The organism is Nitrosomonas marina, from assembly GCF_900111605.1.
In the GTDB taxonomy this organism is placed as follows: Bacteria; Pseudomonadota; Gammaproteobacteria; order Burkholderiales; family Nitrosomonadaceae; genus Nitrosomonas; species Nitrosomonas marina_A.
In genome coordinates, this window is sequence record NZ_FOIA01000041.1 from 1 (window position 1) to 23,731 (window position 23,731).

The window sequence follows — 23,731 nt, forward strand, 5'->3', positions numbered from 1 at the left end:
TTCATGTGTTGTCATCGGCCATCCTCCTGTGAAAATATTCGAGGATAACCAGTTCAATTTCTAATTTATATATGGTGGGGCTAAACGCTTACCCTGAATCGGTCTACTGCGCTTTTAAAAGAAGCCGATACGCGATCCCACGCGGAATCCATACCGTTGCGCAGGTCTCTCCACGCATCACCGCTGGCGGTTTTCAATTCTTCGTATTTTTGCTTCATATCGTTTTTTTCAGATTCCAATTCGCGGATTTGTTTATTCAGTTCAATTTGCGCATCGGCATTGGCTTCGGATGCTTTTGCCTTCAGTGCGGCAATATCCGCTTCCCATTCGTCGAGTTTAGCCTGCAGTTTTTGCAAATAAGCTTCCTTATCGTTCATTGCTCTCTCCTTGATGAATTAAAAGATTTTTACGATCAATTAACTAAGAACATTGTCCTCTTAATGTTGTAGTTTGAGCATGAATAATTGATAAAGTTTTCAAAGCTGTGACTTTTGCCGTTGATCGCTCCTATGTGCCGGTGATTGGACTTGAGCCAGTAGCTGTTTAAATTATTAATTTGCAATTTTAATTGAAGTTGCTCGAATTAATCCCTGCGCGGAAAATCCGGTACATATTCATTCGCAAAGGAAACAGGTTGTGTGAGATGCTGTCATGCGAAACATGTGCTTTTGATCGACATCACTGCATTCTGGTAATCGTTACGACAGCGACCGGGTTTTTCCAGTCATATTCTGCCGGATCAATTTCATCGGGATTCAGGCCCCGTATTCCTGTGTGAATGTGAACGAACCCTTCGCCAGCATCGTTTGGAGACTGCCCTGTGCCACCGCATAACGGACCAGGTATATCTTCACAGGATTCTGTGTTTGTCTCGGTGCCGGCATCATAAGCATTCAAATAGTATTGTACGCTACCGTTCTGTGGCAGGGCCATGTTGTTCAACGCGATAAAACCATCGTTTGTTGGCAGCAGCATTGCAAACAATGATAAATGACTCTGTGCATCATCGACGTCAAGAAGTTCGACAGATTGTTTTTTACCCCCTACCAATAAGCCACTGCCAACAACATAAGAAACGAAATTCCGTACGGATTCCTGATCGAGAATGGCCATTATAGGACCAAGACTGCCAGCTTCTGCAATTTCAGACAGTGCATGATTCATCTGTCCGTTCAGCAAGCCTGTCGATGTATCGTTGAGATTGTCACCCGGTGCAAAAAGAGACACCGGTACATGAGCAATAACAATCCGTGGTGTGAAAGCGATTTTATAAGTCAGGTTTGTGATTTCGACTCGATAATCTGCTGCTACGGCAAGTTGGTACGATGCTGCAAATGACAAAAAAACAATGATTCTTTGAAAAGATGACACCATTTGCCTCCATTTGTGTACTAAAGAGAAAACGTGAACTATTTGCGCGAGCAAATTATATACCTGTTTAATCGAGGTGCCTGTTTGAATATTTTTACCCGTATTTACTGCATTTGACTGAGCGTAATAACATTTTTTGGCGGTGATAATAAACTGTAAACAAATCAGGCATCATTGTTATATCAGTTACGTATCGTTAATTCACCCGTTTCGTCTGAATTTTAGTTTTGAATTCACTGCTGTCCCATTAACTTGAAGCCAATGCTGTTATAACTTATTGAAATAAAAGAAAAATTAAACATTAAGATTTGCCTAAGACATGAGAATTTTTTGTTTAATAATTTCAACGAGTTAAATCCATAAACGGGACAGCAGTGTTTTGAATTGTTAAAAATTGCCAATAAAACTGACAGATATGGTGTTCTGATGCGATTCGCGGCGAGTTCAGGACATCACGAAATTCATTAGGGGGAGATTTTCATGAAAGATGAAAAAAACAGGCTGACTACCATCAGTGGTTTTAATCCGGCAAATATTGTTCCCGGTATCGGCTTCTCACCTGATAAAATGCTATAAAGACGGCTGTTCTCGTATGGCGACGCGCAACGTTATCGTTTGGGCGTGAATCACGCCCAGATTCCGGTCAATCGGCCACGCTGACCTGTTGCCAGTTAACATCGCGACAGACAGATACGTGTCGATGGCAACTTTGGAAGTATGAAAGGATATGAGCTGAACAGTCAGGGTGTATGGGCGAATCACCGAATACTAAAAAACCGCTTTTATCACTTTCTGGAGATGCAGGCCACTGGAACCATCGACAGGACGACGAAGATTACTATACGCAACCGCCGGGAATGCTGTTCCGTTTGTTAACACCGGAGAGACAGCAGATTCTGTTTGAAAATACCGCAGCTGAATTAGCGAATGTTGACGATGCTGTTCGAATGCGTCATATCCGTCATTGTATGAAGGCCGATCCGGCTTATGGAAAAGGCGTCGCAAAAGCCCTGAATATGTCTGTCAGTGACAGCGACCACGAATGAGTGATCGTAAAGTAGCAAGAGCTGTAATCTGAGAATACTTAATTATTTTATTTTTTCATGAATTCCGAAAATTTATCGTGCGTAAGGTATGGACACCACGTTACTGCAACTTAATCATATTCAGCAGCAGTATGCGGGCCATCAAGTGCTCAACCGATTGTCACTGCGTTTGTTTAAAGGAGAAATCGGTTGTCTTTTGGGTCCCAGTGGATGTGGAAAGACTACCGCACTGCGTTGCATTGCCGGGTTCGAACCTGTTACTGACGGAGAGATTCTGATCAACGGTGAATGCGTCAGTAGTGTACACACATGCGTACCACCGGAAAAAAGGCAGATTGGCATGGTGTTTCAGGATTATGCGTTGTTTCCGCATTTAGACGTTTCAGCAAATATCGGTTTCGGTCTGCACCGGTTGCCCCGTACAGAACGCAAGCAGCAAATTGAGCACTGGTTACAGATCGTTCAGCTTGAAAACGCAGCAGGAAAGTATCCGCATGAGCTTTCCGGAGGGCAGCAACAGCGTGTCGCCCTGGCCAGGGCGCTCGCTCCACGTCCTGAACTGCTGTTGCTCGATGAGCCTTTTTCCAATCTGGATGTTACCTTGCGCGAACATTTGAGCCTGGAGGTGCGCGAAATCTTGAAAAAACAGGGTATCACCGCGATTCTGGTAACACATGACCAGTCTGAAGCATTCGCGATTGCGGATAAAATCGGAGTGATGTTTGGCGGGGATATTCAGCAGTGGGATAGCGCATATAATTTGTATCACCATCCGGTCAACAGGCCGGTCGCCGATTTTATCGGGCAGGGCGTGTTTCTTCCGGGTAATGTGGTTGATATGCAGCAGATTGAAATTGAACTGGGATTGCTCAAAGGAGATGTTCCTCGGAACTGTTTGCCCGGCAGCAGGATTGATGTCTTGATAAGGCCTGATGATATTGTGTATCTGGAGGACAGTCCACAACGTGCTGCTGTGATTAACAAGGCCTTTCGGGGCGCTGAAATATTATATACACTCCGGCTTGCAAGCGGCAGTAAGGTGCTGTCGCTGGTTCCGAGTCACCATAATCATAATGTCGGCGAGGTAATCGGCATCAAACTTGCAACAGAACATATCGTGGCATTTAAGCCCGTGGACTGAATGATGTTTTGACCAGGCATTGAGTGTTGTTGGCAGGCAGGCAGCCTGTATTGTCAATTTTCAAGTATTTAAAGCGTTAATTACGCGATTTTATGTCTGATCTTTGTTTGGTTTGAGGTTGCGATATATTGCTGCCCGCCGGTACACTATGTGTCAGCCACACGTTACCACCAATGGTCGATCCGCGTCCGATGGTAATCCGTCCCAGTATAGTTGCACCAGCATAGATCACCACATCATCTTCCACGATCGGATGACGAAGATTACCTTTGACCAGTGTTCCGTTTTCATCGACTGGGAAGCGTTTTGCACCCAGGGTTACCGCTTGATACAAGCGTACATTCTGGCCTATGATGGCTGTTTCGCCGATAACCACACCGGTACCATGGTCAATAAAAAAGCTGCCGCTGATCTTTGCGCCGGGATGAATTTCTATGCCCGTTGAAGAGTGGGCGATTTCTGAAATCATTCGCGCAATCAACGGTACGCCAAGGTTGTGAAGTTCGTGTGCAAGCCGATAGTGCGTGATTGCCATGATACCCGGATAGCAAACCAGAACCTCGTCAACGTTGCGTGCGGCGGGATCACCCTCGTATGCGGCAATAATATCGCTGTCTAGCAGTATGCGTATTTGAGGCAAACGTTTGGCAAATGCCTGCGTAATCACAATGGATTTTTCCCTGTCCTCGGGACTGAGTGCTTCCAAGCCAGAGTTGTAATGCAGTTCGTGTTGTATCTGCACCATCAAATCGCGCAAGGTGACATTGAGGGTATGCCCCACATAGTGATCGATGCCCTCATTCGCCAATTCTGACGAACCCAGGCGATTGGGAAATAAAGCAGCCCCCAGTCCTTCTGCTACGCCTGCCAGAATTTTTCGCGACGGCAGTTTCGGTGGTCTGTCATGCCTTTTACGGCTTTCCAATGAAGCGACACGTATTTCTCTTAACTCAGCAACAATATCGTCAATATTTAAATTGGTACTTCTGACCTGGATATCCCGCGTTTTTTTGGTACTGTTCACGTTACGTTATCCCTTTCAATCCAGCATGTTCATGAAGTGATCTGGCAGGCTTTTCATAACCATTGTAAGCAGGTTAATACAGGTTAGTGAACAGTGGCTGTTATAAAGTGTCTGTCTTTGATTCATTATCAACATTTGTTTTTTGTGTCCGTTTCGTGCTGCCTGCCAAGGAAACATTCTCCAACGGTTTGTGGATACTGTATTTGCCGAGTAATGATGGTGGCGTTAAAACAGAAAAAACCATCGTTTTATTGTTTGTCATCATTTCAACGACTGTTACCGGCCACCCAATTCGCTATTATAATGTAAATAGAGATTATCATTCCAAAAGCTTTTTGATGAAATATCATGGTATGGCATTTGAATCAATGGTGGCGTAATCGAATCCTTGAACGAGAAGAAATTCCGCGGCATATATGGCAAAAAGTAACTCATCTGCGTTGCCTGAGAGGGATGAATGTGGATGAACTGCGTCGACTGCAAGCGCTAATCTTGCTTTTTTTGCACGCAAAAGTGATCAATGGTGCGCATGATCTTGAGATTACAGATGAAATGCGGGTCACAATTGCACTGCAGGCATGTATTCCGATTCTGAATCTCGATCTGGGTTATTACGACGACTGGATTGAAATTATTGTTTATCCGGGAGAGTTTATTCTTGATTATGAATACATGGATGAGACCGGTGTTGTGCATCATGCGAGGAATATCGCTTCAGGTGAGGCCTGGCTGTCGGGCCCGGTTATCCTTACCTGGTCGGAGAATACAAGCATGCATACTGGGTCCGCCCATAATGTCATTATCCATGAGTTTGCGCATAAACTGGATATGCTGCATGAAGGCGCAAACGGCTGTCCGCCATTACATGCTGATATGAGCATGCAAACCTGGCATGATGTATTCAGTCAGGCTTATGCAACATTCTGCAGTCAGGTTGAACGAAATTCTGATACGGTTATTGATGCCTATGCGGCCGAGAGTCCCGCAGAGTTTTTTGCTGTAATGAGCGAAGTTTTTTTTGAGACGCCTTTGGTTCTCAAGCAGTGCTTTGCTGCTGTCTACGAGCAACTGGCATTGTTTTATCGCCAGGACCCGGCAAGCCGTACGTTGGTTGAGTGATTCAGGGTAATACGGTAATGACAGCTGGATATGCTCATGTACGTATGATTTTTGCGACTTCCTTGATACGCCGCAAACTACGCATTACCTGAGCCAAATGATATCGACTTTTTACCTGCAGGATAAATCCCATGGCGGTATAGTCTTTTTCGCTCTCCATGGCAATATCATCTATATTGGTTTCGGTTTTTGCAATCGCAGCTGCAATTCGAGCCAGAACACCGTGTTTGTTTGCGGCAACTATCTTGATCTTGACTTCGAATGTTCGGGTGATATGCTTACCCCAGGTGACATCCAGATAATTTTCCGGGTTTTTCTGTGCATGTGCGATAACCGGGCAATGATGTGCATGAATAACAAGTCCGTGATCTTTTTTAATCAATCCGACAATAACGTCGCCGGGTATAGGATGACAGCACTTGGCAAACTGAACTGTCAAACCCTCTGTGCCGAGGATTGTAATCGGATCGCTGGGCAACTGCTCACTTTTAACCGATTCAAGTGGAGAAATCAGTCGTTTGGCGATTACCACAGGTAATTGCTTGCCCAGCGCCAAATCAGCCAACAGCACTTTTTTTGATTTGAAGCCGCTGTCGCGAACCAGTTTTTCCCATTGTGCTTCACTGATCAGCTCGGGTTCTACATTTAAAGCAAGCAACGCCTGGTTGAGCATGCGCTCACCCAACTCAACAGATTCGTCGAATTGTATGGTTTTAAGAAAATGCCTGATCTGAGAGCGCGCTCTACCTGTAACAACATAACTCAGCCATGATGGATTGGGTTTTGCGTAAGGTGCAGTAATGATTTCTACACGATCACCGTTTTTCAGCTCACTACGCAACGGAGCATTCTCGCCGTTGATTTTTGCAGCAACACAGCAATTACCGATATCGGAGTGAATCGCGTATGCAAAATCCACAGCTGTTGAACGTCTCGGTAGTGTCAGAATCTTGCCCTGTGGCGTGAAGACATAGACGTCACCCGGGAATAAATCTATTTTCAGATGTTCCATAAACTCCATCGAATCGGCTGAATCGCTTAAAATTTCCAGCAGGCTTTGCAGCCATTGATGCGTTTTCATATGCAAATCATTGAGATTTGTATCGGAACTCTTGTATAGCCAGTGGGACGCGACACCGTTTTCTGAGATTCGGTGCATTTCTGACGTACGGATTTGTATTTCAATTGGAATGCCAAAAGGGCCGAGCAGGGTACTGTGCAGCGATTGATATCCGTTCGCTTTTGGGATCGCGATATAATCCTTGAATTTTCCCGGAATTGGTCTGTATAGACCATGTAATGCACCCAGTGCGACATAGCAGGAGGGAATATCCTTGACAATCACGCGGAATCCGTAAATATCAAGTACCTCAGAAAATGATAGCTGCTTTTCCACCATTTTCTTGTAAATGCTGTATATGTGTTTTTCACGCCCGTGAACATGTGCCTCAAGCCCGGCATCTTTTAACTTGTTTATGATGGCACTCTGAATTTTTCCGACTACCTCCCGGCGATTGCCGCGAGCCGCTCGGGTTGCTTTGACCAGCACGCGATAGCGCAATGGATGTGAATAACGAAAACCCAGTTCCTGCAGTTCCTGGTAAATCTTGTTTAATCCCAGGCGATGGGCGATGGGCGCATAAATTTCCAGTGTTTCGCGGGCAACGCTGCGCTGTTTCTCGGTTCGCATTACATCCAGTGTCTGCATATTATGCAATCTGTCGGCCAGTTTAATCAGAATGACCCGCACATCACGCGCCATGGCCAGAAACATTTTGCGAAAATTCTCTGCCTGGGCTTCGGCTTGAGTCTGGAATTGAATTTTATCCAGTTTGGAAACGCCATCAACCAGTTCTGCAACGGGTTCGCCAAATCGCTCGCTGATTTCTTCTTTGGAGATATCCGTATCTTCCACGACATCATGGAGCAGTGCCGCAGTTAGTGTAGGTGCATCCATATGCAATTCGCCTAAAATCCGGGCGACTGCCAGCGGATGAGAGATATAGGGTTCGCCCGATTTTCTGTATTGACCAGAGTGTGCTCCATGGCCAAAGGTATACGCGTTTTTCAGCTGAGAAACATCTTCCGGTCTCAGATACAGAGCAGCTTCGGAAAACAATAACTCGGCTTCAAGCATTGGTGTGAGCGATTCAATAAAATGGGTAAAGTTGTAAAACGGTCGACAAATTGAATAAAACAAATAGCAATGTGAAGGCGGGCTACTCGCTTGTAACGCTAAAGGTTTTTCGGATTTAATATATCCATATCGAATTTACCCTGGGCAAGTTCGCGCAACGCTATCACGGTGGGTTTGTCACGAGCTGACTCAATCATGGGCGAAGCGCCAATTGCCAGCTGTCTCGCGCGGGCCGTTGCCGCCAGTGTCATGTCAAAACGATTCGGTATTTTTGTCAAACAATCATCTACGGTTATGCGTGCCATAATATTAATTTCAAAGAATAGTGTTACCGTTAAAAATAATTTTTTATGTGAATTGTGTAATCAGTGCCTGGTGCTTATTAATCTGACGCTCTCTTCTCAGACGCTCTGCATTGACGATACAAGCCAGATTATTCACTGCTTTTTCCAATTCGTCGTTAATAATAACATAGTCGAATTCATTCACATGGCTGACTTCTTCACGGACCGCTTCAAGCCGTTTTTTTATCACATCTGCATCATCCTGATCACGTGAAACCAAACGCTTTTCGAGCGTAGCGCAAGAAGGCGGTAAAATAAAAATACCAATTGCATTTGAAAAAAAACGACGAACCTGTGCAGCTCCCTGGCAATCGATTTCCAGCACAATATCCTGTCCTGCCGCTATAGCTGTGTCAATCCATTTTTTTGAAGTGCCGTACAGGTTGCCATAGACTTCGGCGCACTCAAGAAATTCTCCACGTGTCTGCATTTGTTTAAAAATATCTTCGCTGATAAAGTGGTAATCACGTCCTTCTACCTCTGCAGAGCGCCGTGGACGGGAGGTATACGAAATCGATAGTTTGAGGTGCGTGTCCCTTTTTAATAACGCTCTGATCAAACTGGTCTTTCCAGTACCTGAAGGTGCGCTGATAATAAACAAACAACCTGAATTTGTAGACGTGGCCATAATCTTGTGATATTCCTGTTTCAGAGAAAGCTTATCTCGTGTGCAACGCCGTAATCACCTGAGCTTTCAATGTCTTGATGAGTCGCATTTCTTCTGATGATATCCCTTCGGGCGCTTCAAGCAGACGGTCTGCATAAAGTAATCCGATCCTTTTTTCATTCAACACCAAAGGCAGCACAATAAAACTGCGTGCGTCCGGCAATAAATCCAAATGCCATTGTGGCTGCAGATTACGTACTTTACCAATGGATGCGTCTGAAATAATCAAATCCACATTTTGTTTCATTGCTAAGTGGAATAAATCAGTAGATGCCGCGAGCGGGAATGTAAATGCTTTCTGGAATCCCAGATAATTGCTGCCAAGCGAACTGCGTGCACGGTAAAGGCCCCTCTCCTGATCGCGTAAGCATAGCGTAATGAAACGAAACCCCAGGCTATTATAAAAGGTTTCCAGAACCAATGTAATCAAGTCGCTTAACTGGTATCTGCCTGAGGCCATAATTTCTGTGGCATCCTGAATTCCGGTCAGTAGCAGTTTGGCTGCATTATACGGTTTACCGCTGGGGTAACGCTGTATGTCTGTGGTCTCTTCATTTTGTTCAAACGCAAACGCCAGTTCTTTGAGCAAGTGTTCTTCAGTTTCAAGGTTTAATTCAAGCGTTTCCGGACTTCTTCTGATTTCCCTGTTTTGATCGGGAGAGCTTAAACCGACATTAATTTCAAATGCTTTTGTTTCATTGGCCGCATGTGTTATCAATGCGTTCAACTTGACCTTGTTGAGGTCAAGTGCCTTACCGAAACGGTCCAATAGTGTATTTGCCGGCTTAGTGTTAAAGGGCTGTTCTTGACTAAGTATCAGAGGGACAGTTTTGTGGCTGAATTCAACGACCTGCTGCATCCACTCAAGTCTGCTTTTGGGTGGTTGGAAAATATCTACCGGTCGTATTGTTAGCGTGTTGATAATACGTTTGGGAATTTCCCATTCCTGCATGACTTTCTCGGCGAAATTATCGAGATCAAATCGAAGTATTTGCCTGTAAGCCTGTGATGGTGTTTGAGAGCCTTGTTGGATCAACGCCGTTATTTTTTGATAGAGTTCAGGATAATACACAGCCAGCAATAAACGACCGATATTTTTAAATAATGCAGCAACGGCGACCTCCTCTGCATCGCTGAAGCGGCTGCGCCGGGCAAGCTCGCGGCATATCATGCTGGTTGCCAGCGCATATATCAGCTCATGACGGACATGTTTGGCTTTCTTTTCCGACAATCCATCAACAAGCAGTACCGCCAGTGCACATGTCTTGACTGTATTAAATCCCAGTAGAAAAATGGCTTTACTGACACTCGTTATTGCCTTGTTGGATGCGGTGCGAAAGGATACCGAATTGGAAAGCCGGAGTATTTTCTGAGTCAGAGAAACGTCTGACAGTACAAAGTAGGTCAGTTTGCGTATGGATTCATCGTCAGAAGACGATAAATGAATGATCTGTGCTATCGAAGCACCTAAAGCAGGCAGACCCTGGTCGCTGCGAATAGCTGCTAATAAATCATCCTCCAACGTATTCGCTCTATCGCTATGGATTTCATTTTCAATCATTTCTGAATTAGAGGAAGTTCCGCTCGATAAATTTTCTGCAAAGTTCAGTGTTGCTACCATTGTTACTATTATGTCATGTCCGTTGGAATTAAGATCTGGCAAACCAGTGATTAATGAAGAACGGCATCTCAGCATGCGTTACAGATTCGCCAGAATTATGCCAGTATCTTTATATACGATACAGTTCCGAACTCATCGATCAAATAAGCCGGAAAATGACGGCAAAATCACCTTATACTATTTTTTCAAAATAGTTGTTGCTGATGATTCTCTGTGTTATGGGCTAACTGGCGGGCAAAATATTTGTAGCGAAGAGTGTAGTTCATCATCCGTCCATTGTTTGTCTTGTGTTGTGAGTCATGACACTGGCGCAAAATTTCAAGCGACGTGTTGGGAGAAACGATGAATGTGGCTGTTCAACCGGTATGATTTCGGCATGGTTGATTCAGCTCAAGCAAGCAGTGCAACAAGATCAGTGCAATACAAGTCATTCACAGCAACCGCGGGCATTTATTCGCGCTGGTGTTTTGAAAAAAGCTGGTTCCACACTCCGGAAACAACCTCATCAAAATATTTTTTGATGAGGCATTGATAATTTTGCTTTTCCAGAAAAGTGTAATACTGGATTTGTGCGCGGCATCCAGTCTGTATCTTCTATCGAGAAAGCTTTAGGGTGTCTTTGTATTTCGAACCATGTCTATAACTGCATTCAGTATTTGCATGGTGTCTTGTGGCGTTCCGCCCTTTTTGCCGCTGGTTATATATTGTCCTTCAACAACAAATGCAGGAACGCCGGTCAACTGATACTGGCGCATCATTTGATTTGTGCGGGCAACCTGGTTTTGTATGGTAAAGGATTGGTAAATATTGATAAATTTATCCTTATCAATGCCTTGTCGATCAATCCAGTTGAGTAGGACGGATTCGTCGCTGAGATCAATTTTGTCACGGTGAATGGCATCATACACTTTGTCGTGCAATGTTTCGAGTTCATTCATCGCTGCAAGGGTGTAAAACGTTTTGGCGCCCGGTATCCAGTTATTTCTGAAAATAGCAGGCACATAGCGAAAGTCGACATCATCCGGTTTGTTTTTCAGCCAGGTCTTTATATGTGGATGCAGACTGTTGCAGTGCGGACAGCCGTACCAGAAAAATTCAATCACCTCGATACGTTCTTTGTTCTGTGTGGGTTGAGGGTTTTGTAATATCTTGTAATCGTGTCCGGCTACAATCTCGGCATGAACACCGCTCGTACTCAATAATATGATTCCAAAAAAAACGTTCAACACGGTAATCAGTCTGTTCATATGCTTGCTCACCTTGATATGTGAAGTAAATTGATAAGAAGTCAATCCGTATGTATTACTGGGTTTTGATAAACTGTGCTTCTATGCCGTTTTCCCGCAAGGTATGATGCATCTGATCGACGCGGGATTTTTGAGTGAAAGGACCAACCCGAACCCGATACCAGATCCCTTTTTCGGATAAATCGGCCGATTGCACCGAAGCAAACACGCCTAATAGCGCGAGCCTCGCCTTGAGGTTATCTGCATCAGCATTACTCCGAAACGAGCCTACCTGAAGATAGTAGGTTTCTGTAATAGCCTGAGCAGGTTGAATCTGTTTTTCCCTGGCTGGAATCGGTTGCGGCAACGAAACGGGTGGAGTAGGCGCGGGTTTGGGTTTTTCAATGATCTGTGGTTGCTTTTGCGTTTCCTGAGGTGACTCATATAGCAATGTGGATTCGTCATCGCCTGGCAAAATGTTATAGAAGTCAAACTGCAGTTTTTTATCTAATTTTGCAGTATTTTCCGAGCGTACTTCAGTTGTCTCGTCCTGTTCTTTACTGTTGTCTGGATCGTCATGTACGCCGCGATGTTCGCTTATCTGATGTTCCGTTAAAAACGGGCTGGGTGCCTGTTCCAGATAAAACCAGATGCCAATGGCGCTGATAATGCCCAGTGTATAACCGATAAAGATGCCCAGTAACAGGGCGCCTTTGCCGCTTCTGGATGATGCGGATTTGCGGGATTTATAGTCACGGCTCATAAATCTGTTTTGTCCTTTTTAAAAACAATCTACATCTTTTCTGGGGCGCTGACGCCCAGTAATGCCAGTCCATTTCTCAATACTTGCCGGATTGCTGTAATCAACACAAGACGTGCTTCCATAAGAGGAATATTCGTTACCAGGAAATGCGTAGAATTATAGTAACTGTGAAATTCGCTGGCCAGTTCTCTCAAATAGAACGCGATCAGGTGGGGTGAGAATTCCTCTGCAGCTGCAATGATGATATCGGGAAAATCGATCAGTCGTTGCAGCAACGCCAGTTCGGATGCGTTGGCCAGCAGATTTGTATCTACATTCGTTAGTGTAGCTGTATCGCCACCCCATTGTTCCAGAACACTGCAGATGCGGGCATGGGCGTATTGAATATAGAAAACTGGATTGTCGTTACTTTGTGATTTTGCCAAATCAAGATCAAAATCAAGGTGTTGGTCGCTTTTACGCATCACATAGAAAAATCGTGCGGCGTCGTTGCCGACTTCCTGACGCAGTTCCCGGAGTGTGACGAATTCACCCGATCGTGTCGACATGGATGCTTTTTTGCCATTTCTATATAGTACTGCAAACTGTACCAGAGCGATATTCAGCTTGTCTGCATCCAGCGCCAATGCCTGCAATGCTGCTTTTACCCGCGGAATATAACCATGGTGATCGGCTCCCCATACATTGATAATCGTTTCAAAGCCGCGTTCAAATTTGTTGAGATGATATGCGATATCCGAAGCAAAATAGGTGTACTGACCATTTTCTCTCTGTACTACGCGATCTTTCTCATCACCGAATTCAGTGGAGCGGAACCAGACAGCGCCATCCTGACGATAAAGGAATTTTTTTTCTTCAAGTTCACGAACAGCGTGTGCTACCAGACCGTTATCGAAAAGTGATTGTTCAGAAAACCAAGTGTCGAACGTCACGCCGAATTCCATCAAATCGTTGCGGCAATCTCCCAGTTGTTCAGTCAGTACAAAATTGTGTATATAGGCATAATCCTGGTCAAGAATAGCCCTGGCGTTGGCGATGAGTCGGTCCAGCAATTCGTCTGTATCTATCGCTTTTTCGTATGTTGAAGCAGGGAACCCCTGCAGCAGTTTTTCCGGATGATGCACGTACCGGTCGGCATGCGCTTCATAAATCAGTCGTGCCATGACTTTGACATAGTCACCCTGGTAAGCATTATCTGGAAATGGTATGTGTATGTTGTTTAGCTCCAGATAACGCAACCATGTTGAGACCGCCAGAATATCCATCTGGCGCCCGGCGTCATTGACATAATACTCGCGTGTTACAGTGAAACCGGCAGCTGAAAGCACATTCGCCAGGCTCGCGCCAAAAGCGGCGCCTCGTCCATGCCCGACATGGAGCGGTCCGGTTGGATTTGCAGAAACAAATTCAACCTGAATCTCTCTTTTCTTGCCATAATCGCTGGTGCCATATGCAGTGCTCCGTTGCAAGATGTTATAAAGACAGGCTTGTTTAGCGGCTGTCTTGATAAAAAAATTGATAAACCCCGCTCCGGCGACTTCTACCTTTTCCAGATACGGTGATGGCGGCAATGCTGCAATCAAAAGCGCGGCAATTTCGCGGGGATTTTTTCGGAGCGGTTTGGCCAGTTGCATGGCGAGATTACAGGAATAGTCGCCGTGGTCGGTTTGCCGGGTCCGGACTATCTCAATACCGGATTGTATTCCGCTGTCGGTTCTGATCTGTTCAACAGCATGAAACATGAGTTGAGATAAGTGGTCTTTGAAATTCGGTGGCGCTGCTGTGTCCATAGTGATGGAATGTTTCTATTCCTTTATTTTTATTAAGGTTTAATCAGGGTGATATTTTAATATACTCTGCATTCGGTTGTCTGCGCCGTTGCATGATTTTGTTTTTTGTCCGGTTTCAATTTCCGTTATTTATTTTTCCCGAATGTTGACGGAACGTTTCGAACAAACAAATACCCGCACTGACCGATACATTAAGGCTTTCGACGCCGCCTTGCATGGGGATGCGTACTAGCTGATCACATGTTTCCCGCGTCAGTCGCCTCATCCCTTTCTCTTCGGAGCCGAATACCCATGCGACCGAGCTATGAATTGAAAAATCATGCAAATCATGCTCCGCATCGTCTGCTGTTCCGACAATCCAGATATCGCGCGCTTTAATCTGTCGCATTGTCCGCGCCAGATTGGTAACGGCAATATAAGGCACAGTATCGGCTGCTCCACTGGATACCTGGTAAACAGTCGCAGTCAATCCGACTGCACGGTCTTTCGGCGCGATGACGGCGTGCACACCAAAAGCATCCGCTACGCGCAGACATGCCCCCAGATTGTGTGGATCCTGTATGCCATCCAGTATCAGTAGTCTGGCCGGACCGTTTAATGCATCCAGGACATCATCAATGCTGGACGCCAGGATTGTCTGATCGACTATGGCTGCCACACTATGATGCCGACTTCCTCCCGCCATTTTCTCTAACCGATCGTGTTCACAGAAAATCAGCCGCACTTGTCTGGATTCGGCCAGAGACGCCAGACTGCGAATACGTTGATCGCTGCGTCCGGCGTCAACATAGATCTCCCGGACGCTGTCCGGATGTTGTCTTAACCGGCTGATAACGGCATGAAACCCAAAAATTATGCGTGTGGTTGACATTTTCTACGTGAACACTGTTGCAACTATAAGAGGTTACTATGAAATCGATGGCGCTATCGTGTCTTATGCTTCGATTTGTTTTTTTTTGGTGCAGTATTTTTTTTGAATTCATTCAGAATGAAATCAATTTTACTGGTTTCCAGATTAACTCGCACCAGTTTGACACGCAGACGATCGCCTATGCGGAACTGTCTGCCGGTTCGTTCACCTAACAAACAGTGCCGGGCCGGATCAAAGTGAAAATAGTCGCTGGGTAGTTCTGATATATGAATCAGTCCCTCTACATACATCTCTTCGAGCGCCACGAACAGACCAAAGCCGGTGACACTGCTGATAATTCCATCAAAACATTCACCGATCTTGTCTTGCATGAAAAAACATTTCAGCCAGGTTTCTACATCCCGCGTGGCTTCATCGGCCCGCCGTTCCGTCTGCGAACAATGGCTTCCGAGTTCTTGCCAGTCACCGGGCGTATATTGCTCGCCGCGAAGTACCGCCTTGATGGCCCGATGTGTCAGTAAATCCGGATAACGCCTGATGGGTGAAGTAAAGTGCGTGTAGGCATCATACGCCAGACCGAAATGGCCGCAATTATCGGGACTGTACTGCGCCTGCGGTAAAGAACGCAGCATGACAGTCTGTAAAAGATGCATGTCTGGCCTGTTTTTTATTTTGCTGAGGGTTTTTGCATAATCACTCGCTTTCGGTTTATTTTTTCCGCCAAGCTGTACGCCGAATTCCTTTAGAAAGTCTCGAAGCGCTTCAAGTTTGTCGGCTGCTGGTCTTTCGTGTATACGATACAGCACTGGGTGCCCATGCTGCTGCAAAAAATCGGCAGCGCATACATTGGCCGCGAGCATACACTCTTCTATCAAACGGTGAGCGTCGTTGCGCTGAATTGGTTCGATTTTTTCAATCTTGCCCTGTGCATTAAATAACATCTGTGTTTCTGTGGTTTCAAAATCAATAGCACCACGTTTTTTACGCGCTTTCAGTAATACTTTGAACAGAGCATGCAGGTTTTTCAGATCAGGCAACAGTTTTGCATGTTGTTTGGCTTCCTTGCTTTTTGGATGCGTCAGCATGGCTGCAACTCTGGTGTAGGTCAGGCGCGCATGCGATTTCATTAGTGCCGGATAAAACACATAATGCTGTTGCTCGCCATGCGCATCGAAACGGATTTCACATACCATGCACAAGCGGTTTTTTTTGGGGTTCAGTGAACAAAGTCCGTTTGACAGCACTTCGGGGAGCATAGGTATGACGCGTTGTGGGAAATACACCGAATTGCCGCGTGTAAGCGCTTCCCGGTCAAATGGATCGTCTGGGTGAACGTATTGTGAAACGTCTGCAATCGCAACGTACAAGGTGAATCCGTGATCATCGCGCCCGCAATAAACCGCATCGTCAAAATCGCGCGCCGTTTCGCCGTCAATGGTTACCAAGGGTAGATGACGCAAGTCTCGTCGTTCTGCATAATCTTTTCGCAGTACGCGGGCTGGCAGCTTGGTCGACAGTTTTTCGATTTCATCCGAAAAAACATGCGGCAGATCATGCTTGCGTAATGCAATTTCGATTTCCATTCCAGCATCGATATAATCACCAAGAATTTCGACGATTTGTCCAATCGGTTGTGCATGCTTGCTGGGCTGTTGAATTATTTCAACCATGACAACCTGTCCTGCACTGGCGTTCAGGGACGAGTCGCCCGGTATCAGAATATCCTGACTGATTCGTTTATTCTCCGCTACAACATGCATAATGCCATGATCCACATACAAGCGCCCGACTAGTCGATGATTGACCCGTTCAAGCACTTCAACAACAACGGCTTCACGCCTGCCGCGTTTATCCAGGCCAGTTTCGCGGACCAGAACATGGTCACCATGCAGTATCTTGTGCATTTCCTTGGCAGATAAAAACAAGTCAGCGCTGCCGTCATCAGGAATCAGAAAACCGTAACCATCTGCGTGTCCCTGAACTGTTCCCTTGATCAGATCCAGTTTCTCCATGACGCAGAGATCGCCTTTACGATTTCGGAAAATCTGTCCCTCCCTTAGCATGGCAGCCAGTCTGCGTGTAAAGGCATCCTGCTCATGGCGTTTTATGCCAAGCAGTTTTTGCAATTGGTTTTCCGCCGTAGGGATACCGTTTTGTTTTAGTATCTGCAGAATAAATTCCCGGCTTGGCAGCGGGTTGGTATAGCGCGTCTTTTCGCGATCGAGATAAGGATCTTGTTTTCTCAGCTTACGGTGTTCTTTAATTGACAAAATAGTGATTTCCTATAGAATGTTGCACTCTTTTCGGTCTGATAATAATCATATACGAAGTTGCCCAGATGGCGGAATTGGTAGACGCGCATGGTTCAGGTCCATGTTCCTTCGGGTGTGGAGGTTCGAGTCCTCTTCTGGGCACCATGAAAGCAATGATCCAGATATACACGAAATATTCCAAAAGCTCATGGTATTGAAGAGATTGCTGAAAACTTCCTTGCAATGGCTGTGGCGTTATACACTGGTTTCATTCATACACTAATTTCACAAAAATTCCGTTCTTTCTGTTTGTTTTTCTTGTAATGTCGGAATATGTTTTGCCTGAAAAACTCTAAACACTGACTAATCTGCCATTACTCAATAGATTGAGTGAGCGCGAAATGTTTGGATTCTGTACTGCGTTCATGCCTGAGTAGGGTCTAGCTACAGTGTAGTTCGGTGCACATAGCATTAGCTAAAGAATACAGTATTACGGATAACATATCCAAATTGACTCAACCTTAACTGTTCGGTATTGATAAATCCGGGCTATTTCAGGATTTCTGAAAGGTATTTGAAGAACAGGAGCGCATATCAGAAACATATCTATAAATTTGTAACAAAATTTGGTTATGATACGAATAACGTAAGGCTGTCAATCGGCAGAATATGTTCTGATGAACAGCTTTCGTTAAGTTGTTAGCACAACGACATCACAAGAGCCAGGTGTATGCGGTGTGCTGGCGTATGTTTATTTTAAATGGAGGAATTTAATATGATGAGATTTACCCGAATCATTTGTATCAGTTTTGTACTCGCGTTGTTGACGGCTGCGGGAACCGCGTATGCCGGCGGGGAAAAAACGTTTAAAATCATTATGAATGCCTATGATACCAACATTCCTGAATTGAATGTTGAAGGCGTGACGGTAAAAAATATCCGTGCGTTTAATGTATTGAATGAACCTGAAGCAATTGCTGTTCACAAAGGTTCGAAAGTAAAAATCACGATTGAAAACAAATCGCCGATCAGCGAAGGTTTTTCGATCGATGAATATGGCATTCAGGAAGTGATTAAAGCTGGTGAAACCAAAACAGTTTCTTTCACAGCTGATAAAGCCGGCGCTTTCACCATCTGGTGCCAGCTTCATCCTAAAAATATTCACCTCCCTGGCACGTTGAATGTTATAGACTAACGTACGGGGGACTGTGCTGTTATTGCAGTACAGCAAGCAAAAATTTGCGATGAAATGGCCGGTTGAACCCGGCCATTTCTTTTTTCAAGGATTGAGTTTTGCTTGATATTTATTGTTGCTGAAATCTCGACCTGCCCCTGATTCGTGAGAAAAAGCGGGCTTGTGAACTGTTCTTTTATAAGCATTTGATCCCGGATTTTCCATTAGAACTTTTTAAGGTATAAAAATAGGGGTAAATTTCACGGGCAAGATCAAATTTTAGATTTATCTCATAGCCCGACAAACTATTCACATTGACGCTGGCAACGGCTAAGTTGATAATCCTTTTACGTCCGTCTTTTGTGATGCAACCTGCTTTGGCAAACAGTTTGCAACGCACTGCGTTGCGTGTATGCAGTATATTGAGTTTTCCCGAGACAGCATCACTTCTCAGCACATCCTGACGGAAAAAACTCATCAGGTTGTAAGTCAGCATAACCGATAGTTTGGGGTTGCGTTCCATGGATGCGAGCATCTCGGTAGCGGTAATCACCGGTTTTCCGTTCATTACCGTGGTGCGTATGATTTTTTCTGGTATCCCGGCACCTCTGCTAACGGCAGCTCGACGCTAAGGTCGCCACGCGCCACCATCACCCTGTCTGCGGCGAAGTTGACTTCCCGAGCGATGTGATCCCTGAATTAAGAGCTTACGGCATTGACTGCCAACTCAGTGTCCGGCAAGTTCACACCCTTGTTTTACTTCAAGAAACCGCCATGGACGATTCGGCAGACAATTTTTTATTTGCTACTGAAACAATTTCCAGTTCAATGGCGCCATCATCAATGAGTACCGGAGTTCCCGGTTCTGCTTTGTTTGTAGGTCACGGAAACACCAGCTACGGTGTCAATGCGCCCGCCCGTGTATAGGGTGAATTTAGCGCCGCACACCCATCGCGTTGGCCGTATCGAGAATCCGTTCAGGCGGGTCTGGTGTTCCTCGATGTTACCAAGGGACAGATTCAGACGGGCGACATTCATCTCCGCAGCGATCATCTATTTCAAAATTTCGGGTGAATCGCTGGCCGGGTAATTTCCGTAAACCCGGATAGTATGGAATTAATCGGCGCTTGTTAATGCTGGTGTGGTTAAAGATAAAAAGTGGTATGCCGACATAATAGAACAAACTTAACGGGTTCTGCAGCTTAAGATCATGTGTTTGCAGGCGTATTCATCAACATACTGTTATCGCTAAAAGTTTTTCATGCCGGAAATTATGCTTTTGATCGTTGCTGCGCTCACCCTTTGGGCTGTGGTTATTTACAATCTCCTGGTTCGTGACAAAAACCTGGTGCTGGCGGCCTGGAGCGACATTGATGTCCAGCTCAAGCGCCGGCATGATCTGATCCCCAAGCTGGTTGCCGCAGTCAGGCAGTACGCCGCTTTTGAATCTGCGGCGCTAACCGCCGTCACGGAACTACGCACGCGCAGTGTGCACAGCAATGAAGTGACTGAAATCGGCAATACCGAGGCAGTGCTTGCTTCAGAAATTCGCCGGTTGTTGGTGCTGGCTGAAGCCTACCCCGATTTGAAAGCAAACCGTTCTTTTCTGGATTTGCAGCATAATCTGTCGGATGTTGAACACCATATTCAGTATGCGCGCCGTTACTATAATGGCGCAGTCCGAAACCTGAATACACGCATCGATACTTTTCCTGATCTGCTGTTTGCCCGTATTTTTAAATTTCAACCCGCCGGATATTTTCAGGCTAACCTGAGTGAAGGTTAATAGGATGCCCAAGTTTATCGTTTATATTTGTATTCTGTTTTTTTGTGTCCTGACATTGAATCCGGCCTTGGCCGAGGAGGCGATCAAGTCGTATCACAGCGACATTCTGGTTCTTGAGAACGCCGATATGCTGGTTACGGAAACCATCGTAGTCCGGTCGGAACAGAGCCGGATCAGACACGGTATTTACCGCGATTTTCCTTTGAATTATAGAGACCTTGCCGGTAACCGCTATAAAGTCGGCTTTAAAATTCTTGAGATCAGGCGTAACGATCAGCTGGAACAATATCATACTCAGGAAATCGATCGAGGCATACGGATTTATATAGGCCGTCAGGACGTTATTCTGCCGCCGGGTATTCACAAATTCGAGATCAGTTATAAAACCGACAGGCAGCTGGGTTATTTCAATCACTACGATGAGCTGTACTGGAATGTTACCGGTAATGCCTGGGATTTTCCGATACTGCAGGCCAGTGCAACGGTGAGCCTGCCGGCCAAAATTCCAGCTGGCAGCATGGCGCTGGATGGCTTTACCGGCAATTACGGCAGTACCGCAAAAAATTTCGCAAGTCATATCGATGCCGATGGTATCGTGCATTTCGACACTTCAAAACGCCTGGAGCCGGGCCAGGGACTCAGTATCGTCGTCAACTGGCCCAAGGGTTATTTCACTGAGCCCGATCTGAAAACCCGGATTCTTTTTGTTTTGATGGATAACCTCGGGATTTGCGTCGGTTCGGGCGGTATTGCCGTGTTGTTACTGTATTATCTTCTGGTATGGTCGCGTATCGGCAAGGACCCTCAGCGCGGCATTATCTTTCCGCATTACGAACCGCCCGAGGACTATTCTCCGGCGTCGATACGGTTTATCAGGGAAATGGGCTACGATAAAACCTGCTTTACTACCGCACTGATTAATCTGGCGGTAAAAGGTCATCTGTCGATTACCGAGAACCATGACAAACAATATACCCTGACAAAAGTGGACGCCAGCAATCAGCCACTGGCACCGGGCGAGGCGAAATTGCTGAATAAATTATTCGGCAGTGCGGATGCGATTGTTCTGGAACAGGAAAACCACGCCATCATCTCCGCAGCAATTGACGCACATCAGGACTCGCTGGAAAAGGATTATGAAAAAATTTATTTCAAAACCAATGCCGGTTATTTCTACTTTGGTTTTGCTCTGACCCTGCTATTTCTGGTGGCATCCGTTGTGTTGCAGAATACCGGCGCATCGATGATGCCGGTTTTGTTCATGATGGTCTGGTTGAGCATCTGGTCAATTGTGGTATTGAGTCTGATCACCCAGGCCTGGCATGGATGGAAACGCGCCATGTCCGGATTCGGATTTGCCGGCGCGCTGGGCGCGACGGTTCTGGCGCTGCCTTTTCTGGCTGCCGAAATTGCCGTACTGGTGATGATGGCAACGGAAAGCTCCTGGTTATATCCGGCCATGATTATTGCCTTTGTGGCTATAAACGGGCTGTTTTACGAACTGCTCAAAGCGCCTACGCTCGCTGGACGCAAACTGCTCGATAAAATCGATGGTTTCAAACGGTTTATTGAAATCGCCGACAAACATGAGCTCGAGTTTAAATATGCCGGCGGCAAAACACCGGAATTATTCGAACGCATCCTGCCCTATGCCGTCGCGCTGGGCTTGGAACAGCAGTGGAGCAGGCAGTTTGAAAACCAGCTGCGCGCGTCTTCAGCTGAGTCAAACTCCGGCTATTTCCCGCACTGGTATCACGGCTCAAGCTGGGATTCGCATCATTTCTCAAATTTCTCATCCACTTTGAGCAATTCGCTGACCACATCGATCGCATCGTCGTCGACAGCGCCGGGCTCATCATCGGGCAGCGGTGGCGGCGGATTTTCCGGCGGTGGCGGCGGTGGAGGAGGAGGCGGTGGTTGGTAGGTTTAATGTTGCCGGTTCAGTAAGGTTCCGTGCTGGGTAATATGTATATAATTCTTGGTTCGCGACCTACCCCATTACGTTCAAGCGCCGCCAATCACCACCCGGTATCCGTGTCACGCAATGTGATTTTGGCACCACTTGGCGGCATCTTGTTACGAATGGGTTTGAGGAGTTGATAGCGTGTGTAACCAGTAAAATGTATGAGGAAAATTGGGTATGATCAATAACGTTAACGATTGGATCGTCAGCCTACTCGAACATTCTAATTTACTGGAATCCAAACAGGCCTTGATTTGTTGTGCTAAAGCCGGAACGAGTCCGATTGTTATTGATAACTACAGCTCACTCGAAGATTTGGATGAAGTGCTTGTAAACCGGGTACAAGCACTAAACGAATCAAGTGGAAATGAACATGATAGATACTTGCTGTATTCAACGATTGAATTACTTAATAACCTAAGATCTGGACACTATAGTCATTTTATTTCAGCCGTTATCGCCATTGAAGGCGGACGGTTTTTATTATACGCATCACCCGATAAAAAAAGCTTGCTTGGTTGCATATTCAATGCCTCGTCTAAAATACGACCAGAATTCTTTGAGAGAATCAGCATTGATCATTTTCCAAAAATCAAAGATAAACCCAAAAAAACATTCAATTGGTTATCGGTTGTTTTCATCATATTGCTAATCATTTATATATGGCCTTATGGTGCTCGGCAGATCACACAATTTTTGGATAAGCCCTGCATCGAGAATGTAAAGAAAGAAGCGTTTAATGACGCAATTATCGTTTGTTTGAAAAGAATGGAGCAAGGAAGTCGTTCTGCAGCATATTTGGTCGGTAAGTTGCATCAGGATGGGCTGGGTGTCAAGATTGATTTTGATAAAGCGGAGAAAATTTATAACCAATTGGCTGACGAGAAAGATAAGGTCAGTGCGCTTGCTTATTTGGGATTGGCCGATTTGTACAAATCAGAACAATTTGATAAGAAGAATTATTCAAAATCGGCTCAATTTTATAAACTTTCTGCTGATCTGGGACTGGCAGATTCTCAATTACAGTATGGATTGATTCTTTTCGTGGGCAGGGGTATTGAAAAAAATGAGCAACAAGCCATAGAATATCTTCAACAATCGGCAAAAGGTGGGAATAAATTGGCCAAAGGAATGCTACCAATTCTTTCCGATGAAACTGCCCGTGGTCAGTTATCAAAACAATTAGAAGAACGTTTGAATGGTCTTGTTGAATAACACAAGATATGCGCGGGAATCGTTCGAATAAATTAAAAGAGGCCATGAATTATTCTAGCCATAAAAGAAGAAAGTAACTACTCTCCCCATACTTTATGAGCCTCACCCGCTAATGCGATTTGAATGGCGATAAGCGGGTTATATCCTCTATTGGCCATGGATTGCAGGTAGCTTGAAATCCGGCAATAGGCATGTGCATATTCGGTGGTTCTGAAACAACC

General features: G+C 45.5%; 23 protein-coding genes and 1 tRNA gene. 10 read left to right on the forward strand and 14 right to left on the reverse strand.

Annotated features, from left to right (window positions below; translation table 11 throughout):
- Positions 1-80: 80 nt before the first annotated feature.
- A complete protein-coding gene (locus BMY62_RS14275) occupies positions 81-377 on the reverse strand; it encodes a sll1863 family stress response protein (protein WP_090661494.1) in 297 nt (98 codons plus the stop codon).
- Positions 378-678: 301 nt separating this feature from the next.
- Positions 679-1,371 carry a spondin domain-containing protein gene (locus tag BMY62_RS14280; RefSeq protein ID WP_218142992.1) on the reverse strand — a complete coding sequence of 231 codons (693 nt, stop codon included), beginning with the start codon at positions 1,369-1,371 and terminating at the stop codon, positions 679-681.
- 582 nt (positions 1,372-1,953) lie between these two features.
- Here BMY62_RS14280 and BMY62_RS16590 point away from each other — a divergent pair.
- The 3 genes from BMY62_RS16590 (at position 1,954) to BMY62_RS14290 (ending at position 3,558) form a co-directional block, all read left to right on the forward strand.
- Entirely contained in the window at positions 1,954-2,031 is a 78-nt protein-coding gene (locus BMY62_RS16590) for a catalase (RefSeq protein WP_256207646.1), read from the forward strand.
- An 89-nt stretch (positions 2,032-2,120) separates the two neighbouring features.
- Complete coding sequence (locus BMY62_RS16595) at positions 2,121-2,417, forward strand: catalase-related domain-containing protein (protein WP_256207643.1); 297 nt, start codon at positions 2,121-2,123, stop codon at positions 2,415-2,417.
- Positions 2,418-2,505: 88 nt separating this feature from the next.
- Complete coding sequence (locus BMY62_RS14290; RefSeq protein ID WP_090661498.1) at positions 2,506-3,558, forward strand: ABC transporter ATP-binding protein; 1,053 nt, start codon at positions 2,506-2,508, stop codon at positions 3,556-3,558.
- A gap of 76 nt (positions 3,559-3,634) precedes the next feature.
- Here BMY62_RS14290 and epsC read toward each other — a convergent pair whose 3' ends face one another.
- Positions 3,635-4,582 carry a serine O-acetyltransferase EpsC gene (gene epsC / locus BMY62_RS14295; protein WP_090661500.1) on the reverse strand — a complete coding sequence of 316 codons (948 nt, stop codon included), beginning with the start codon at positions 4,580-4,582 and terminating at the stop codon, positions 3,635-3,637.
- A 107-nt stretch (positions 4,583-4,689) separates the two neighbouring features.
- On the opposite strand from epsC, the gene BMY62_RS14300 reads away from it, so the two are divergent.
- Together BMY62_RS14300 and BMY62_RS14305 are read left to right on the forward strand one after the other, a co-directional pair.
- Positions 4,690-4,962, forward strand: coding sequence for a hypothetical protein (locus BMY62_RS14300; protein ID WP_143058831.1), 273 nt, complete (start codon positions 4,690-4,692; stop codon positions 4,960-4,962).
- Entirely contained in the window at positions 4,931-5,701 is a 771-nt protein-coding gene (locus tag BMY62_RS14305; protein ID WP_090661503.1) for a M90 family metallopeptidase, read from the forward strand. Before BMY62_RS14300 ends, BMY62_RS14305 begins: the two co-directional genes overlap by 32 nt.
- Before the next feature lie 34 nt (positions 5,702-5,735).
- Here the strand turns inward: BMY62_RS14305 and BMY62_RS14310 are convergent, their stop codons facing one another.
- From BMY62_RS14310 to rnr, 9 genes are all read right to left on the reverse strand, one after another.
- Positions 5,736-7,838, reverse strand: coding sequence for a RelA/SpoT family protein (locus BMY62_RS14310; RefSeq protein WP_090661505.1), 2,103 nt, complete (start codon positions 7,836-7,838; stop codon positions 5,736-5,738).
- 98 nt (positions 7,839-7,936) lie between these two features.
- Positions 7,937-8,143 carry a DNA-directed RNA polymerase subunit omega gene (rpoZ, locus tag BMY62_RS14315; protein WP_090627790.1) on the reverse strand — a complete coding sequence of 69 codons (207 nt, stop codon included), beginning with the start codon at positions 8,141-8,143 and terminating at the stop codon, positions 7,937-7,939.
- Positions 8,144-8,186: 43 nt separating this feature from the next.
- A complete protein-coding gene (gmk, locus tag BMY62_RS14320; protein ID WP_090661507.1) occupies positions 8,187-8,810 on the reverse strand; it encodes a guanylate kinase in 624 nt (207 codons plus the stop codon).
- 31 nt (positions 8,811-8,841) lie between these two features.
- A complete protein-coding gene (locus tag BMY62_RS14325; protein WP_256207644.1) occupies positions 8,842-10,470 on the reverse strand; it encodes an HDOD domain-containing protein in 1,629 nt (542 codons plus the stop codon).
- Positions 10,471-11,078: 608 nt separating this feature from the next.
- Positions 11,079-11,717, reverse strand: a complete 639-nt coding sequence (locus BMY62_RS14335) for a thiol:disulfide interchange protein DsbA/DsbL (RefSeq protein ID WP_090661510.1) — start codon at positions 11,715-11,717, stop codon at positions 11,079-11,081.
- A gap of 55 nt (positions 11,718-11,772) precedes the next feature.
- The gene (locus tag BMY62_RS14340) at positions 11,773-12,459 is read right to left on the reverse strand and encodes an SPOR domain-containing protein (RefSeq protein WP_090661512.1); all 687 of its coding nucleotides are present in this window, start codon (positions 12,457-12,459) and stop codon (positions 11,773-11,775) included.
- 29 nt (positions 12,460-12,488) lie between these two features.
- Entirely contained in the window at positions 12,489-14,249 is a 1,761-nt protein-coding gene (gene argS / locus BMY62_RS14345) for an arginine--tRNA ligase (RefSeq protein ID WP_090661514.1), read from the reverse strand.
- Between the two features lie 115 nt (positions 14,250-14,364).
- Positions 14,365-15,120 carry a 23S rRNA (guanosine(2251)-2'-O)-methyltransferase RlmB gene (gene rlmB, locus BMY62_RS14350; protein ID WP_090661516.1) on the reverse strand — a complete coding sequence of 252 codons (756 nt, stop codon included), beginning with the start codon at positions 15,118-15,120 and terminating at the stop codon, positions 14,365-14,367.
- Between the two features lie 53 nt (positions 15,121-15,173).
- Positions 15,174-17,390: a ribonuclease R gene (rnr, locus tag BMY62_RS14355; RefSeq protein ID WP_090661517.1), complete on the reverse strand. Its 2,217-nt coding sequence runs from the start codon at positions 17,388-17,390 to the stop codon at positions 15,174-15,176.
- A gap of 62 nt (positions 17,391-17,452) precedes the next feature.
- Here rnr and BMY62_RS14360 point away from each other — a divergent pair.
- Together BMY62_RS14360 and BMY62_RS14365 are read left to right on the forward strand one after the other, a co-directional pair.
- A tRNA-Leu gene (locus BMY62_RS14360) sits at positions 17,453-17,537 on the forward strand.
- A gap of 610 nt (positions 17,538-18,147) precedes the next feature.
- On the forward strand, positions 18,148-18,567 hold the full coding sequence (locus tag BMY62_RS14365) for a nitrosocyanin (protein WP_256207645.1): 420 nt from the start codon (positions 18,148-18,150) through the stop codon (positions 18,565-18,567).
- A gap of 175 nt (positions 18,568-18,742) precedes the next feature.
- Here BMY62_RS14365 and BMY62_RS14375 read toward each other — a convergent pair whose 3' ends face one another.
- Together BMY62_RS14375 and BMY62_RS16005 are read right to left on the reverse strand one after the other, a co-directional pair.
- Positions 18,743-19,114 carry a hypothetical protein gene (locus tag BMY62_RS14375; RefSeq protein ID WP_090661521.1) on the reverse strand — a complete coding sequence of 124 codons (372 nt, stop codon included), beginning with the start codon at positions 19,112-19,114 and terminating at the stop codon, positions 18,743-18,745.
- Positions 19,115-19,386: 272 nt separating this feature from the next.
- Positions 19,387-19,599, reverse strand: coding sequence for a hypothetical protein (locus tag BMY62_RS16005; RefSeq protein ID WP_143058832.1), 213 nt, complete (start codon positions 19,597-19,599; stop codon positions 19,387-19,389).
- 208 nt (positions 19,600-19,807) lie between these two features.
- On the opposite strand from BMY62_RS16005, the gene BMY62_RS14380 reads away from it, so the two are divergent.
- The 3 genes from BMY62_RS14380 to BMY62_RS14390 all read left to right on the forward strand — a co-directional run bounded on the left by BMY62_RS14380 (position 19,808) and on the right by BMY62_RS14390 (position 23,510).
- Positions 19,808-20,332 carry a LemA family protein gene (locus BMY62_RS14380; protein WP_218142993.1) on the forward strand — a complete coding sequence of 175 codons (525 nt, stop codon included), beginning with the start codon at positions 19,808-19,810 and terminating at the stop codon, positions 20,330-20,332.
- A 4-nt stretch (positions 20,333-20,336) separates the two neighbouring features.
- Positions 20,337-22,256: a DUF2207 domain-containing protein gene (locus BMY62_RS14385; RefSeq protein ID WP_090661523.1), complete on the forward strand. Its 1,920-nt coding sequence runs from the start codon at positions 20,337-20,339 to the stop codon at positions 22,254-22,256.
- Between the two features lie 216 nt (positions 22,257-22,472).
- Positions 22,473-23,510: a tetratricopeptide repeat protein gene (locus BMY62_RS14390; protein ID WP_090661525.1), complete on the forward strand. Its 1,038-nt coding sequence runs from the start codon at positions 22,473-22,475 to the stop codon at positions 23,508-23,510.
- Positions 23,511-23,731 lie beyond the last annotated feature (221 nt).